This is a genomic window from Citromicrobium bathyomarinum (assembly GCA_001306305.2).
Taxonomy (GTDB): domain Bacteria; phylum Pseudomonadota; class Alphaproteobacteria; order Sphingomonadales; family Sphingomonadaceae; genus Alteriqipengyuania; species Alteriqipengyuania bathyomarina.
On record CP155577.1, the window covers coordinates 239,157 to 254,031 of the forward strand.

15 protein-coding genes are annotated in these 14,875 nt (G+C 64.3%); 11 read left to right on the plus strand and 4 right to left on the minus strand.

The features are described 5' to 3' along the window. On the minus strand, window positions 1-4,155 hold the full coding sequence (gene rpoB / locus VO57_001170; GenBank protein XBL71370.1) for a DNA-directed RNA polymerase subunit beta: 4,155 nt from the start codon (window positions 4,153-4,155) through the stop codon (window positions 1-3). A gap of 432 nt (window positions 4,156-4,587) precedes the next feature. On the opposite strand from rpoB, the gene VO57_001175 reads away from it, so the two are divergent. From VO57_001175 to VO57_001195, 5 genes are all read left to right on the plus strand, one after another. Next, on the plus strand, window positions 4,588-4,725 hold the full coding sequence (locus VO57_001175) for a hypothetical protein (protein ID XBL69978.1): 138 nt from the start codon (window positions 4,588-4,590) through the stop codon (window positions 4,723-4,725). Between the two features lie 38 nt (window positions 4,726-4,763). Then, a complete protein-coding gene (locus VO57_001180; protein XBL69979.1) occupies window positions 4,764-4,916 on the plus strand; it encodes a hypothetical protein in 153 nt (50 codons plus the stop codon). Window positions 4,917-4,971: 55 nt separating this feature from the next. Next, on the plus strand, window positions 4,972-5,535 hold the full coding sequence (locus VO57_001185) for a DUF2975 domain-containing protein (GenBank protein ID XBL69980.1): 564 nt from the start codon (window positions 4,972-4,974) through the stop codon (window positions 5,533-5,535). Then, window positions 5,535-5,783 carry a helix-turn-helix transcriptional regulator gene (locus tag VO57_001190; GenBank protein ID XBL69981.1) on the plus strand — a complete coding sequence of 83 codons (249 nt, stop codon included), beginning with the start codon at window positions 5,535-5,537 and terminating at the stop codon, window positions 5,781-5,783. Before VO57_001185 ends, VO57_001190 begins: the two co-directional genes overlap by 1 nt. A gap of 199 nt (window positions 5,784-5,982) precedes the next feature. Continuing rightward, entirely contained in the window at window positions 5,983-6,231 is a 249-nt protein-coding gene (locus tag VO57_001195; protein ID XBL69982.1) for a hypothetical protein, read from the plus strand. Window positions 6,232-6,310: 79 nt separating this feature from the next. Here VO57_001195 and VO57_001200 read toward each other — a convergent pair whose 3' ends face one another. Next, window positions 6,311-6,664 (minus strand): hypothetical protein, encoded by a 354-nt coding sequence (locus VO57_001200; GenBank protein XBL69983.1) that lies wholly within the window; start codon window positions 6,662-6,664, stop codon window positions 6,311-6,313. 359 nt (window positions 6,665-7,023) lie between these two features. Here VO57_001200 and rplJ point away from each other — a divergent pair, with 359 nt between their 5' ends. From rplJ to VO57_001215, 3 genes are all read left to right on the plus strand, one after another. Beyond that, on the plus strand, window positions 7,024-7,539 hold the full coding sequence (gene rplJ / locus VO57_001205) for a 50S ribosomal protein L10 (protein XBL69984.1): 516 nt from the start codon (window positions 7,024-7,026) through the stop codon (window positions 7,537-7,539). Between the two features lie 70 nt (window positions 7,540-7,609). Then, complete coding sequence (gene rplL / locus VO57_001210) at window positions 7,610-7,984, plus strand: 50S ribosomal protein L7/L12 (protein XBL69985.1); 375 nt, start codon at window positions 7,610-7,612, stop codon at window positions 7,982-7,984. Between the two features lie 140 nt (window positions 7,985-8,124). After that, window positions 8,125-8,424: an Imm53 family immunity protein gene (locus VO57_001215; GenBank protein ID XBL69986.1), complete on the plus strand. Its 300-nt coding sequence runs from the start codon at window positions 8,125-8,127 to the stop codon at window positions 8,422-8,424. Window positions 8,425-8,530: 106 nt separating this feature from the next. Here VO57_001215 and VO57_001220 read toward each other — a convergent pair whose 3' ends face one another. Beyond that, window positions 8,531-10,288 (minus strand): cation:proton antiporter, encoded by a 1,758-nt coding sequence (locus VO57_001220; protein ID XBL69987.1) that lies wholly within the window; start codon window positions 10,286-10,288, stop codon window positions 8,531-8,533. Between the two features lie 101 nt (window positions 10,289-10,389). Here VO57_001220 and VO57_001225 point away from each other — a divergent pair, with 101 nt between their 5' ends. Beyond that, entirely contained in the window at window positions 10,390-11,817 is a 1,428-nt protein-coding gene (locus VO57_001225) for an MATE family efflux transporter (GenBank protein ID XBL69988.1), read from the plus strand. Here VO57_001225 and VO57_001230 read toward each other — a convergent pair. Next, complete coding sequence (locus VO57_001230) at window positions 11,798-12,652, minus strand: mechanosensitive ion channel domain-containing protein (GenBank protein ID XBL69989.1); 855 nt, start codon at window positions 12,650-12,652, stop codon at window positions 11,798-11,800. The two genes, VO57_001225 and VO57_001230, sit on opposite strands and share 20 nt — an antisense overlap. A gap of 236 nt (window positions 12,653-12,888) precedes the next feature. On the opposite strand from VO57_001230, the gene groES reads away from it, so the two are divergent. Both groES and groL read left to right on the plus strand, forming a co-directional pair. Next, on the plus strand, window positions 12,889-13,176 hold the full coding sequence (gene groES / locus VO57_001235) for a co-chaperone GroES (protein XBL69990.1): 288 nt from the start codon (window positions 12,889-12,891) through the stop codon (window positions 13,174-13,176). A 53-nt stretch (window positions 13,177-13,229) separates the two neighbouring features. Further along, the gene (gene groL, locus VO57_001240; protein ID XBL69991.1) at window positions 13,230-14,870 is read left to right on the plus strand and encodes a chaperonin GroEL; all 1,641 of its coding nucleotides are present in this window, start codon (window positions 13,230-13,232) and stop codon (window positions 14,868-14,870) included. Window positions 14,871-14,875: the final 5 nt, after the last annotated feature.

The window sequence follows — 14,875 nt, forward strand, 5'->3', positions numbered from 1 at the left end:
TTACTCCGCCGCGATCTGCATGCCGTCTTCGTCGTCCTCGTCCGCGATGGACTTGAGTTCGACGTTGAGGCCCAGCGAGCGCATTTCCTTGACGAGCACGTTGAAGCTCTCCGGAATGCCCGCTTCGAAGGTGTCGTCGCCCTTGACGATCGCTTCGTAGACCTTCTGGCGGCCGACCACGTCGTCCGACTTGACGGTGAGCATTTCCTGCAAGGTGTAGGCCGCGCCGTATGCCTGCAGCGCCCACACTTCCATTTCACCGAAGCGCTGTCCGCCGAACTGCGCCTTACCGCCCAGCGGCTGCTGGGTGACGAGGCTGTACGGGCCGATCGAGCGTGCGTGGATCTTGTCGTCGACGAGGTGGTGCAGCTTGAGCATGTAGATGATGCCCACGGTCACCTTGCGGTGGAAGGCATCGCCCGTGCGCCCGTCGAACAGGATCGACTGGCCGTCCGCATCCAGACCCGACTTGGTCAGCTGGGTGGTCACGTCGCTTTCACGGGCACCGTCGAACACCGGGGTGCCCATCGGCACGCCGCGGGTCAGGTTGCCCGCCAGCTCCGCGATTTCCTCGCCCGAGCGGCTGTCGATCGAGTCGTGATAGTCCTCGCCGTAGATCTCCTTCAGCTTGTCCTTGATCACCGCAGGCGGTTCACCGGGTTCGGCATCGGGGTTCTTGGCACGCCAGTCTTCCAGCGCATCCTTGATCTGGTGCCCGAAGCTGCGGGCCGCCATGCCGAGGTGCGTTTCGAAGATCTGACCGACGTTCATGCGCGAGGGCACGCCGAGCGGGTTGAGCACGATGTCGACCGGGGTCCCGTCGGCGAGGAACGGCATGTCCTCTTCCGGCAGGATGCGGCTGATCACACCCTTGTTCCCGTGGCGGCCGGCCATCTTGTCGCCCGGCTGCAGCTTGCGCTTAACCGCGACGAAGACCTTGACCATCTTGAGCACGCCCGGGGCGAGTTCGTCGCCGCGTTCGAGCTTTTCCTTACGGTCCTCGAACTTGGCGTCGATCACCTTCACGGCGTCGTCGTACTGGCCCTTGATCGCTTCGAGCTGGGCCTGGCGGTCATCGTCTTCGACAGCGAACTTGAACCATTCGTGGCGGTCGACGCTCTCGATCACCTCGTCGGTCAGCTCGGTGCCCTTCTTGATGCCCTTGGGCGCGGCCGAAGCGGTCTGGCCGACCAGCATGTCCTTCAGACGGTTGTAGGTCGCCCGGTTGAGGATCGCACGTTCGTCGGCGCTATCCTTGCGCAGACGCTCGATTTCCTCGTTCTGGATCGCGCGGGTACGGTCGTCGATCTCGATCCCGTGGCGGTTGAACACGCGAACTTCCACGACCGTGCCGGCAACGCCCGGCGGCAGGCGCAGCGAGGTGTCGCGCACGTCGCTGGCCTTTTCGCCGAAGATGGCGCGCAGAAGCTTTTCTTCCGGCGTCATCGGGCTTTCACCCTTGGGCGTGATCTTGCCGCACAGGATATCGCCCGGGTGCACTTCGGCCCCGATGTAGACGATGCCCGCCTCGTCGAGGTTGCGCAGCGCTTCCTCGCCCACGTTGGGAATGTCGCGGGTGATGTCTTCCGGCCCGAGCTTGGTATCGCGCGCCATCACCTCGAATTCCTCGATGTGGATCGAGGTGAACACGTCGTCCTTCACGATGCGTTCGGAGATGAGGATACTATCCTCGTAGTTGTAGCCGTTCCACGGCATGAACGCGACGAGGCTGTTCTTGCCCAGCGCCAGTTCGCCCAGATCGGTCGAGGGGCCGTCAGCGATGACGTCGCCCTGCTCGACCGTTTCACCCACCTTCACCAGCGGGCGCTGGTTGATGCAGGTGTCCTGGTTGGAGCGCTGGAACTTCTGCAGCGTGTAGATGTCGACGCCCGACTGGCCGGGTTCGACATCGCCGATCGCACGGATGACGATACGCGTGGCGTCGACCTGGTCGACGATGCCGCCACGGCGGGCGGTGATCGCCGCGCCGCTGTCACGCGCCACGGTTTCTTCCATCCCGGTGCCGACCCACGGAGCCTCGGCCTTCACCAGCGGCACCGCCTGGCGCTGCATGTTGGCACCCATCAGCGCACGGTTGGCGTCATCGTTTTCCAGGAACGGAATGAGCGATGCACCGACCGAGACGAGCTGCTTGGGGCTCACGTCCATCAGCGTGATGGTTTCACGCGGAGCCATCAGGTTGTCGCCGCTCTGACGGGCGGAGACGAGCTCTTCCACGAAGCTGCCGTTCTCGTCGAGTTCTGCCGAGGCCTGCGCGACGGTGTGCTTCTGCTCTTCCATCGCCGACAGGTAGACGACATCGCTGGTCACCTTGCCGTCCACAACCTTGCGGTAGGGGGTCTCGATGAAGCCGTACTTGTTCACGCGGCTGAACGAGGCGAGCGAGTTGATCAGGCCGATGTTCGGGCCTTCGGGCGTCTCAATCGGGCAGATGCGGCCATAGTGCGTCGGATGCACGTCGCGGACTTCGAAGCCGGCGCGCTCACGGGTAAGACCGCCCGGCCCAAGCGCCGAAACGCGGCGCTTGTGGGTGACTTCCGACAGCGGGTTGGTCTGGTCCATGAACTGCGAGAGCTGCGATGAGCCGAAGAACTCGCGCACCGCCGCCACGGCGGGCTTGGCGTTGATCAGGTCGTTCGGCATCACGGTCGACACGTCGACCGAGCTCATGCGTTCCTTCACCGCGCGTTCCATGCGCAGCAGGCCGACGCGGTACTGGTTTTCGAGCAGTTCGCCGACCGAGCGCACACGGCGGTTGCCGAGGTTGTCGATGTCGTCGACTTCGCCCTTGCCGTCCTTCAGACCGACCAGTTCCTTGACCACGGCAAGGATGTCTTCCTTGCGCAGCGTGGTCACGGTGTCTTCGGCGTCGAGTTCCAGACGCATGTTCAGCTTGACGCGGCCGACGGCGGACAGGTCGTAGCGCTCGCTATCGAAGAACAGGCCTTCGAACAGCGCTTCGGCGGTTTCCTTGGTCGGCGGTTCACCCGGACGCATGACCTTGTAGATCGCTTCCAGGCCCTCGTCGCGGTTCTCGGCCTTGTCGGCCTTCAGCGTGTTGCGGATCCACGGGCCGGTGTTGACCTCGTCGATGTCGAGCAGTTCGACCTGGTCGACGCCCGCAGCGTCGAGCACTTCGAGGTGCTCGGGCGTCACTTCGTCGCCCGCTTCGATGTAGATGCGACCGGTCGATTCATCGATCATGTCGCGCGCGGCGTAGCGGCTGAAGATTTCCTCGCTCGGCAGGAGGAGCGTTTCGAGGCCGTCCTTTTCCGCCTTGTTGGCGGCACGCGGGCTGATCTTCTGGTTGGCGGGGAAGACTTCCTCGCCCGTCTTGGCGTCGACCAGCGGGAAGGTCGGCTTGGCACCGCGCCATTGCTCGGCGACAAAGGGAATCGTCCAGCCGTCCTTGGCGCGCTGCCACACCACGGTGTCGTAGAAGTGATGCAGGATCTCTTCGCTGTCGAGGCCCAGGCCGTAGAGCAGCGAGGTCACCGGCAGCTTGCGCTTGCGGTCGATCCGGACGTTGACGATGTCCTTGGCGTCGAATTCGAAATCGAGCCACGAACCACGGTAGGGGATGACGCGCGCAGCAAACAGCAGCTTGCCCGAGGAGTGCGTCTTGCCGCGGTCATGGTCGAACAGGACGCCCGGCGAACGGTGCATCTGCGAGACGATCACACGCTCGGTGCCGTTGACGATGAAGGTGCCGTTCTCGGTCATGAGCGGCATGTCGCCCATGTAGACTTCCTGCTCCTTGATATCGAGCACGGAACGGGCTTCGGTGTCCTGGTCCACCTCGAACACGATCAGGCGCAGCGTGACGCGCATCGGCGCGGCATAGGTGATCCCGCGCTGGCGGCATTCGGTGGTGTCGTACTTGGGCGGTTCAAGTTCGTAATCGACGAAGTCGAGCTCGGCCGTGCCGGCGAAATCGCGGATCGGGAAAACGCTGCGCAGGGTCTTCTCGAGGCCCGAAACGTAGTCGATTTCCTTGTCGGAACGCAGGAACTGTTCGTAGCTTTCGCGCTGAACCTCGATCAGGTTGGGCATCTGCACGACTTCGTGAATATCGCCGAAGATCTTGCGGATGCGGCGCTTGGCAGTGCCGGTCTTGGCCGTGCCGCGCTTCATCGGAAGCTTGGCGTCGTCGTTCGCGCTCTTGGTCGCCATAAGTCGAGAGAACCTCTTCTGCCGTTCGCGCAGGAACGAAGGCAAAAGGCCCTCGCCACGCGCGAGTCATGAAAAATATCGCTGCACGAGGGGAACAGGCCATGACGCGGGCGGCATATCGGCAGGCGCACCATGCGTCTGCCGTTGGGGTCATACCGCCGCGAGGGTCTGGCCGCGCCGCTTCCTTCCCGGGATCCGAATCTCGCGCGTGATTCGGCCTTGCTCGAAGCTGACGTGTCCGCGCCATATAGGAATCTGCACGCCAAGTGTCAAAGGCAGGGGGAATTTTTCGTTTATCGATCAGGGATTTATCGTTTTTCGATATTTATCGATTGACGATAAGTGCGGGCGGGATTATTGAATATCGATATCGGACAACAAGGAGATCGATAAATGACCGACACCGCCAAACACATCACCGCCGCTCTTGCCGCGATCATCATCGCCGCCACCAGCATGACCGCCGTGGTCACCGTGCCGCCCGCCGAAGACGGCATGGTTGCCACCGTCCACACGATCGAAGTCGCCTGATCCGGCGCCCCGACACCTTCAGAACAGAAAGCCCCATCATGCCCAAGCTTGCCCAGAACCTCCTCGTCCTCACCGTCGCCGTGCTGGTCGCCGGTACCAGCCTGACCGCGATCACCACCGTGCCGCCCGCACAGGATGGCACCGCCACCGCCTACGCCAACCTCTCGCACAGCCCGCAAGAGCTGGCCTGACCCGACACCCGACGCCCGCCCCCACCATGGGGCCCGACAACAGGGGAGAACCATCATGACCAATGCCCTCAACGATCCGCTGCTGCTCATCGGCAAGATCTTCTGCATCTTCCTCCAGGCCGTCATGGCGCTCGCCACAATCGCCCTCGGCATCGCAATTCCCGTGATTATCTTCGCGCAAGGGACGATCCAGGCGGAAATCGCCAAGGAACTGCCCGGCATGACCGAGCAATTCCCCGGCCTGTTGATCGCCGCGATCATGGCCATCGGCCTCGCGATCGTCGCCATGCTGTTCGTCTTTTTCGGCAAGCTGCGCCGGATCATCGGCACGGTCGGCGAAGGCGACCCCTTCCAGCCGCAGAACGCCACACGGCTGAGCCAGATGGGCTGGCTGATGCTGGGCACGCAGCTGGTCGTCATCCCCGCCGGATTCATCGTCATGCAGCTGGCGAACTACGCCGACGCGATCGAGAAGGCCGGCGCAAAGGACTTCCACATGTCCTTCGACGATGGCGGGTTCGATATGACCGCGCTGCTGCTGACCGTGATCCTGTTCATCCTCGCCCGCGTGTTCCGCCACGGTGCCGCGATGCGCGAAGATCTGGAAGGAACCGTGTGATGCCCCCCTCCCCCGACACTCCCGACGGAGCTGCCATCATGGTGAAACTGGACGACCTGCTGCACGAACGCCGCATGACCCTGACCGAACTGGCCGAGCGAGTCGGCATGACGCTGGCCAACCTCTCCATCCTCAAGACCGGCAAGGCCAAGGCGATCCGCTTCTCCACGCTCGAGGCAATCTGCCGCGAACTGGAATGCCAGCCGGGCGACCTGCTCGCCTACGACACCCGCAGCGAAACCGCCTGAACCCGCGCGCGAAGCTCCCTGCACGCCCATCCGCACGGGAGCTTCGCCTTTCCCTCCAAGGCAGCCGATCCAGAGAAACACGCTAAGTCCCTGAACAATATTGCTTGGCGCGGGAACCGTGATGGAGCATGGGCGGTTGCCACCAAATCCGAATGCCGGGGGAATGGTCCCCCGGATCGAGAAAACAGGGGGAATTACCTTGAAGAAGATCATCGCAACCGCCGCCATCGCCACCTTCGCGCTCTCGCTCGCCGCATGTAACGGTGCCAACGAAGAAGCCGGCGAACAGGCCGACGACGTCACCGAAGCGCAGGGCGAAGTCCTCGACGCGCAGTCGGGCGTGACCGAAGCCCAGGCCGATCTGGCCGAAGAAAAGGGCGACGAAGCCACTGCCGAGCAGCTTGAAGAAAAGGCTGACCAGCAGGAAGAAACCGCCGACGAGATGTAATCTCGCCGGGTTTTCGGACCTGACAGAAGCGGCCGCGCGATCCTTGGGGATTGCGCGGCCGTTTTGCGTCGGGCCGCGATCAGCTCTCGCGGCAGCGAATCCAGTGGTGTCTGCCCTGGTAAAGCACCGATCCATCATAGGCATCGCCCTTGCGCACCGTCTTGACCACCGCCAGCCGCTCGTTCGCCTGCGGGTCAGTCAGCACCAGCCGCAACTCGCCGTCGTCGAGCCACCATTGCGGCGCATCGACGGACACGTCCCTGCCATCGACCTGCAACCTGTGGGCGAACAGCGCCGAACCCGCCGTGTGGCCGAACCCGACCGCGATCTCGATCGCCGGCTCGGCCGCAGTTCGGCACACAAAGCCCCCGGTCGCATGGGCCGGGCTGGCGAGCATCGCGAATACGGGCAGGGCGATCAGGAGACTGCGCATGGCAGCCTGTTGCCCGGACCCGCGTGAACCGGCGGTGGACGGCACGCGCCACCCGCTTTTGCTTGACTCCGCCCACGTTCTCGCTAAGTGCCCGCCCCGACCGCTCCGGCCATGCGCCCTGCGGTCATCCGTCCGAGACAGTTGGTGACCGGAATATGCCGGTCTTAATTTCCAGCCTAGACGGGGAAACGAGATTTACAGCGGCCCGCATGTCCCCATGCGCCGCAATCGCATCCGATAGCCGGATGCACCTCCTTCCCTTGTCAAACGGACCCATGGCCTCGCAGCTTTTGCGGCGGGGTCGAACGTGAGCCGGTCGTCTCCGCCTGTGCGGGGTCGGCCATAGTGAAGGAGTAAGCATGGATCGTTCGCAAAAAACCGATGCGGTCGCTCAGCTGAACAACGTCTTCAACGAGGCGGGCGTGGTGGTTGTCACCCGCAACCTCGGCCTGACGGTGGCAGAGTCCACCGATCTGCGCGCGAAGATGCGGGAAGCCGGCGCGACTTACCAGGTTGCGAAGAACCGTCTTGCCAAGATCGCCCTCAAGGACACCGACTACGCAGGTATCGAAGAATACCTGTCCGGTCCGACCGCCCTCGCTTACAGCGAAGATCCGGTCGCCGCGGCCAAGGCCGTGGTGGAGTTCGCGAAGACCAACGACCGCATCGAAGTGGTCGGTGGCTCGATGGGCTCGCAGGTGCTCGACGAAGCAGGTGTCAGGGCTCTCGCCTCGATGCCGAGCCTCGACGAACTGCGTGGCAAGCTCGTTGGTCTGGTCAACGCCCCCGCGACGAAAATCGCGCAGGTCGTCAATGCCCCGGCGAACAAGCTCGCTCGTGTCTTCGGCGCATATGCCGCCAAGGACGCTGCGTAAGACGTTTTTCCGCACGACATATCCGGTCGCGGCATGAGCCCGGCCACGCTATTTTTTGGAGTGAATTATCATGGCTGACATCGCCAAGCTCGTTGAAGAACTTTCGAAGCTGACCGTCCTCGAAGCAGCTGACCTCGCCAAGGCTCTTGAAGAAGAGTGGGGCGTGAGCGCCGCTGCCGCCGTTGCGGTTGCTGGCCCGGCTGCCGGTGGCGACGCCCCGGCCGCTGAAGAAAAGGACGAATTCGACGTCATTCTCACCGGCGACGGTGGCAAGAAGATCCAGGTCATCAAGGAAGTCCGCGCCATCACCGGCCTGGGCCTCACCGAAGCCAAGGCTCTCGTCGAAGGCGCGCCCAAGCCGCTCAAGGAAGGCGTCAACAAGGCCGAAGCAGAAGAAGTCAAGAGCAAGATCGAAGCCGCTGGCGGCACGGTCGAGCTCAAGTAAGCTCTTCTCGCTTCCGAGCGAAATCGAAGGGCGGTGCCAGCGATGGCGCCGCCCTTTTTCGTGGTGGCCGGAAGATCAATTGCGCCATTTCGCCGGACCAGCGATAAGAACGAATGACGGCGAATAATCTTGAGTGGCTCATGAACTGGTATGTTCGCGAGTGTGACGATTATTGGGAGCACTCTTATGGGGTCAAAATCGACACCTTGGACAACCCCGGATGGACGATCGCAATCGACCTACGCGAGACCTCGCTAGAAGGGCGCACCTTCGCGGCCGAGCATGGCGAACCTGCGGCTGACATTCATGAATGGCGTGAGAAGGGAAGCTGGTGGATCGCAAAGGCCAACGGAACCAGTTTCTCTGCCGCGTGTGGCCCGACCGACCTCTCTTCGGTAATCGGCCTCTTCCGCGACTGGTCGGAAAATTCGAGCGATTAGTGCCGACTGTACCGTCTAGGATTCGTGCCCCCGCACTCAATCCTATGAGATCGATGTCGAGCTGCCGCCGAATAGATCTCCCGCAAGGCACGTCATTGGCCGAGGCTCAGGTCACCCGGCCGCGCAGCACGTTGCGTTCCTTGCCCGCGTGCAGATCGTCCGCATCGATCTGCGCCTGCAGCCGCGCCATGTCGTTCTCGCGGTAATCCTGCTCGAGCTGCTCGATCGCGCGCGCGTCGGTGTCGAGATGCTCCAGCACTGCGCGGCCCATCGCAATCGCGCTTTCGCGCAGCTCACGCACCTGAAACGCGATCTGTGCCGGGGCCAGCTTCATCACGTGCCGCCGGTCGAAGGTGCGCACGAACAGCGCGGCGTCGGGGAAGGCCTCGCGGACCGAGGCGAGGAATTCGGCGTCGATCTGGTCGCCATCGATGCAGAAACAGATCAGCTTCGCCTCGCGCGCTCCGGCCTGGCGCAGCATGTCCATCCGCAACCCGTCCCCGAAGAACACCTTGATCCCGAACTCCTCGGCAGTGTCGATCTGCGGCACGTTCCTGTCGATCATCGTGACGTCGAGCCCGGCGGTGGCGAGCATTTGCGCGACCGTTTGGCCGAACCGGCCGAAACCGATCACCAGCGCCTGCGGCGTTTCGCCATCCGGCCCCTCGCGCTCCTCCCGCGCGCCGGCAGCAGGCGTGCGCAAACGCGCGGTCGCCATCATCAGGAACGGCGTGGTCGCCATGGAAAGCGTGACGATCGCGGTAAACAGGCTGGCGGTCTGCGTATCGATCACCCCGCCGCTTTGCGCGGCATTGAACAGCACGAACCCGAACTCGCCCCCCTGGCTCAGCAGCAGGCCGAGCGCGAGGGCGCTGCGCCACGGTAGCTTGACCACCATGCCCAGCCCGGTGATGATCGCGGCCTTGGTCGCCACCAGCGCCGCCGCCATGCCGATCACGAACAGCGGCTGCGCGGCGATCGCCTGCAGGTCGAGCATCATCCCGACCGAAACGAAGAACAGGCCCAGCAGGATCGAGCGGAACGGCTCGATATCGGCCTCCAGCTCGTGCCGGTAGGGCGTATCGGCCAGCATCACCCCGGCGATGAATGCGCCCAGCGCGGTCGACAGGCCGATCGCCTCCATCACCGCCGCCGAGGCGACCACCGCGAACAGCGCGGCGACGACGAACATCTCGCGCTCGCCCAGCCGCCCGATCAGGCGCAGCAGCGGGCGCAGCAGGAACCGCCCGGCGAGCACCAGGGCGACACAGGCACCCAGCGCGATCGGCAGCTGGACCCATCCGCCGGTGCCGCCATCCTCGCCCCCCTGCACGCCGAGCGCGGCGACGATCGCGAGCAGCGGGATGATCGAGAGATCCTGAAACAGCAGGATGGAAAACGCCCGTTCCCCCACCGGGGTACGCAGGTTGCCGCCCGATTGCAGCATCGGCAGCACCTGCGCGGTGGACGACAGGCCGAGCGAGAGGCCCACCGCCAGCGCCGCCGCCATCGGATAGCTGGTCGCGAGCCAGATCACCCCCGACACCGCAAGGCCGCACAGCGCAACCTGCGTCAGGCCGAGGCCGAAGATCGCCCCGCGCAACCGCCACAGCCTGCTGGGTGCCAGTTCCAGCCCGACCACGAACAGCAGCATGACGATGCCCAGCTCCCCGAAACTGAGCGTTTCCTCGCCGCTGCCCGCCAGCCCCAGTACCTGCGGGCCGACCACCGCGCCTGCGACAAGGTAGCCGAGCGTCGCGCCCAGCCCCAGCTTGCGAAAGAGGATCACGAACAGCAGCGCGGCGGCCAGCAGCACGACCCCGCTTTCGAGCGCTACGTGCGCGGAGGCTTCGCCGTGTTCCATGCCAGTGTGTTCCCCGGGTATCAGGTCGATCCGCAAAACCCATGGAGCGCATGCTCCCCCTAGGCAAGCGGCACGCGCACCAATATCCGGGCCGGCTTTTTATGGCTTACGAACCCAACCCCTCACGGGATCCGTCCCCCTGGCGCACCGAGATATTCGCCACGCTCCGGCTCAGCTGGCCGCTGGCGCTCGCCAACCTGCTGCAAATGCTGACCTATGCGATCGACGTGATCTTCATCGCGCGGCTGGGGGAAGAGCCGCTGGCCGCCTCCGCGCTGGCGGTGTCGGTGTTCGGGCTGATCGTGTGGGCGCTATGCTCGATGACGGGGATGGTCGCGGCGGTGATTTCGGCGGAGCTGGGCGCGCGGGCACCGGCCTTGCGGCCCGTTCGCCGTGCGACCCGCATGGCGCTGTGGCTCGCGGTGCTGAGCGGCGCGGCGGGGATGATCGCGTGCCTGGGGTTCGAGCAGTTTGCCCTGCTGACCGGGCAGGAGCCCGCGCTCGCCGCACTGGGGCAGAGCTACATGCTGATCCTCGTCTGGTCGGTGATTCCGTTCATCGTCAACAACGTGCTGCGCAGCTTCGTCTCGGCGCTCGACCGGCCGATTTTCGCGACGGCGATCACCGCGCTCGGCATCGGGGTGAACGCGGCGGGCAATTATGCCTTCATCTTCGGCAACTGGGGCGCTCCTGCCCTGGGCCTGCCCGGCGCGGCGGTCGCGACGCTGTTCACCTCGCTGTTCACCATGCTGGCCTACGTGATAGCGATCCGGCTCGATCCCAAGCTGCACCGCTACCATATCTTCGGGCGCTGGTGGGTGCCGGACTGGCCGGTGTTCTGGCAGATCGCGCGCAAGGGCACGCCGATCGCGCTGATGGTCAGCGCGGAAGCCGGGGTGTTCAGCGCGGCGGCCTTCCTGATGGGCAATATCGGCGCGGCGCAGCTCGCCGCGCACACGCTCGCGCTGCAGATCGCCGCGCTCGCGTTCCAGGTGCCCTTCGGTGTCGGGCAGGCGAGCACGATCCGGGTGGGCTATTTCTACGGCGCGCGCGACAGCGACGGGATGGCCCGCGCGGGCTGGGCCGGAATCGGCATCGCGCTGCTGTTCATGAGCGTGACCTCCAGCGCGATGGTGCTGGTGCCCGACTATCTGCTGTCGATCTATATCGACCCGTGGGCGGCGGCGAACGTCGCGATGGTCGCCTTCGCCACCCGCTACCTGCTGGTCGCCGCCGCGTTCCAACTGGTCGACGGGGTGCAGGCGGTCGCGGGCGGAGCGCTACGGGGCCTGCAGGACACGCGCGTACCGATGTGGATCGCGGTCTTTTCCTACTGGGTGCCGGGGTTCGGTACCGCGGTGGTACTCGGCTTCTGGACCCCGCTGGCGGGCGTCGGCGTGTGGCTGGGCCTGGCGACCGGTCTTGCTTTTGCCGCCGTGCTGCTGACCTGGCGCTGGGCGCGGCGCGAGGCGCTGGGCCTCACGCGCGTCCAGCCGGATGCGAAAAGGGTCAGGCCGCCTTCTGCGTGATTTCGCGCTGCGGGAAGGGAATGGTGATGCCCTTGTCGTCGAAGGTCGCCTTGGCTGCCTCGGTCAGGTCCCAGGTCAGCTGCATGTAATCGCCGGTCGCGCACCATACGCGCAGGCCGATCCCGACCGAGCTGTCGTCGAGCGAGGCGACGAAGGCCTGCGGTTCGGGGTCCTTGAGCACGCGCTCGTCCGCCTCTGCCAGACCGAGCAGCGTCTCGCGCGCCTGCTGCATGCTGTCGTCGTAGCCGATGCCGACGATCAGCTCGATCCGGCGGGTGGGATGGCGGTGCAGATTGACGATCGGCTGGTTCCAAAGTTCGGAATTGGGGACCATCACGAACAATCCGTCGAACTGTTTCAGCTCGGTCGTGAACAGCCCGATCCGCTGGACGGTCGCGGTGAACTTGTCGACGCTGATCGCCTCGCCGACCACGAAGGGGCGTTGCACGAGGATCATCACACCCGAGGCGACATTGCTGAGCGTGCCCTGCAAAGCGAGGCCCACCGCCAGCGCCATGCCGCCCAGCGCGGCGATGATGCTGGTCGTCTCGACCCCGAACTGGCTCAGTACGGTGACCAGCACCACCGCCCACAGCGCATACTTGACCATGTTGGACAGGAAGTTGGCGATGGTCGGTTCGAACTTGGAGGATTTGGACAGCGCGCGTTCGGCCCAGCGCGACAGCACGCTGGCGATCAGCAGGCCGATCACCAGCACCGCGAAGGCGCCGATGATCTGCATGATATTCGCCTGCAGCCACTCGATGATGCTGGTCACGAAGCTGAGGTCCACGCCGGGCGTATCGGCGCGCGGGGTCGGTGTTTGAGAAGCCATGCCTGTCCTGTTACCTGGGGTCCTGATCGAAATGCGGTGGCCCGCACTTATGTGGGCTACGCATGAGAGGCCCAGCCGGTCCCGCGAGGCCCGGTTCGCAGGCCGCCGCTCTCAGGCAACTTTTTATCCGGGCGACCGCTTGACGCGCCTTTGGCGGCTGCACATATGCCCCTCGCTGGCACTCTCCCCATGGGAGTGCCAACACCCGTTTTTCACCCTATCAAGAGGTATCAAGCATGGCATTTCGTCCGCTGCACGACCGTGTTCTGGTCCGTCGCATCGAAGCCGAGGAAAAGACCGCCGGCGGCATCATCATCCCCGACAGCGCTCAGGAAAAGCCGAGCGAAGGGATGATCGTTGCGGTCGGTTCGGGCGCCAAGGCCGACGACGGCACCGTCACCCCGCTCGACGTCAAGGAAGGCGATCGCGTACTCTTCGGCAAGTGGGGCGGCACCGAGGTCAAGATCGACGGTGAAGACCTGCTGATCATGAAGGAAAGCGACATCATGGGGATCATTTCCTGATCCGCTGATCGCAACGCTTCCTACCAATACCCTAATTTCAGGAGACAATTACAATGGCAGCCAAGGACGTAAAGTTCGGCCGCGAAGCACGCGAAGGCATCCTGCGCGGCGTCGACACCCTCGCCAATGCAGTCAAGGTCACGCTCGGCCCCAAGGGCCGCAACGTCGTGATCGACAAGAGCTTCGGCGCACCCCGCATCACCAAGGACGGCGTCACCGTCGCCAAGGAAATCGAACTCAAGGACAAGTTCGAGAACATGGGCGCGCAGATGATCAAGGAAGTCGCATCGAAGGCGAACGACGCCGCCGGTGACGGCACCACCACCGCCACCGTGCTGGCCCAGGCCATCGTGACCGAAGGCATGAAGTCGGTCGCAGCGGGCATGAACCCGATGGACCTGAAGCGCGGCATCGACATCGCCGTGACCAAGGTCGTCGAAGACCTTAAGGGCCGTTCGAAGGACGTCTCCGGCTCCAGCGAAATCGCCCAGGTCGGCGTGATCTCCGCCAATGGCGACAAGGAAGTCGGCGAAAAGATCGCCGAAGCGATGGAAAAGGTCGGCAAGGAAGGCGTGATCACCGTCGACGAATCGAAGGGTCTCGAATTCGAGCTCGAGACCGTCGAAGGCATGCAGTTCGATCGCGGCTACCTCTCGCCCTACTTCATCACCAACCCCGACAAGATGACCGTCGAACTGGATGATCCCTACATCCTGATCTTCGAAAAGAAGCTGTCGAACCTGCAGGCGATGCTGCCGATCCTCGAAGCAGCCGTCCAGTCGGGCCGTCCGCTCCTCATCATCGCGGAAGACATCGAAGGCGAAGCGCTGGCCACCCTCGTGGTCAACAAGCTGCGCGGCGGCCTGAAGGTTGCTGCGGTCAAGGCTCCGGGCTTCGGCGATCGTCGCAAGGCGATGCTGCAGGACATCGCGATCCTGACCAAGGGTGAAATGGTCAGCGAAGATCTCGGCATCAAGCTCGAGAACGTCACGCTGAACATGCTCGGCCAGGCCAAGCGCGTCACCATCGACAAGGACAACACGACGATCGTCGACGGTGCGGGCGAACAGGCCGACATCGAAGCGCGCGTCAACGAAATCCGCACCCAGATCGACAACACCAGCAGCGATTACGACAAGGAAAAGCTGCAGGAACGTCTCGCCAAGCTGGCGGGCGGTGTTGCCGTGATCAAGGTCGGCGGTGCAACCGAAGTCGAGGTGAAGGAGCGTAAGGACCGCGTCGACGACGCGCTGCATGCCACCCGCGCCGCGGTTGAAGAAGGCATCGTCCCGGGCGGCGGTACCGCGCTGCTCTACGCGTCCAAGGCTCTCGAAGGCCTCAAGGGCGACAACGAAGACCAGACCCGCGGCATCGCGATCGTGCGCAAGGCGATCCTCGCCCCGATCCGCCAGATCGCGACCAATGCCGGTCACGACGGTGCGGTGGTTTCGGGCAACCTGCTGCGTGAAGGCGACGAAACGCAGGGCTTCAACGCCGGGACCGACACCTACGAGAACCTGGTCAAGGCCGGCGTGATCGACCCGACCAAGGTCGTTCGCACCGCGCTGCAGGGCGCAGCCTCGGTTGCCGGTCTGCTGATCACCACCGAAGCGGCTATTTCGGAAGTTCCGGAAGACAAGAACGCCGGCGGCGGCATGCCCGACATGGGCGGCATGGGCGGCATGGGCTTCTAAGCCCC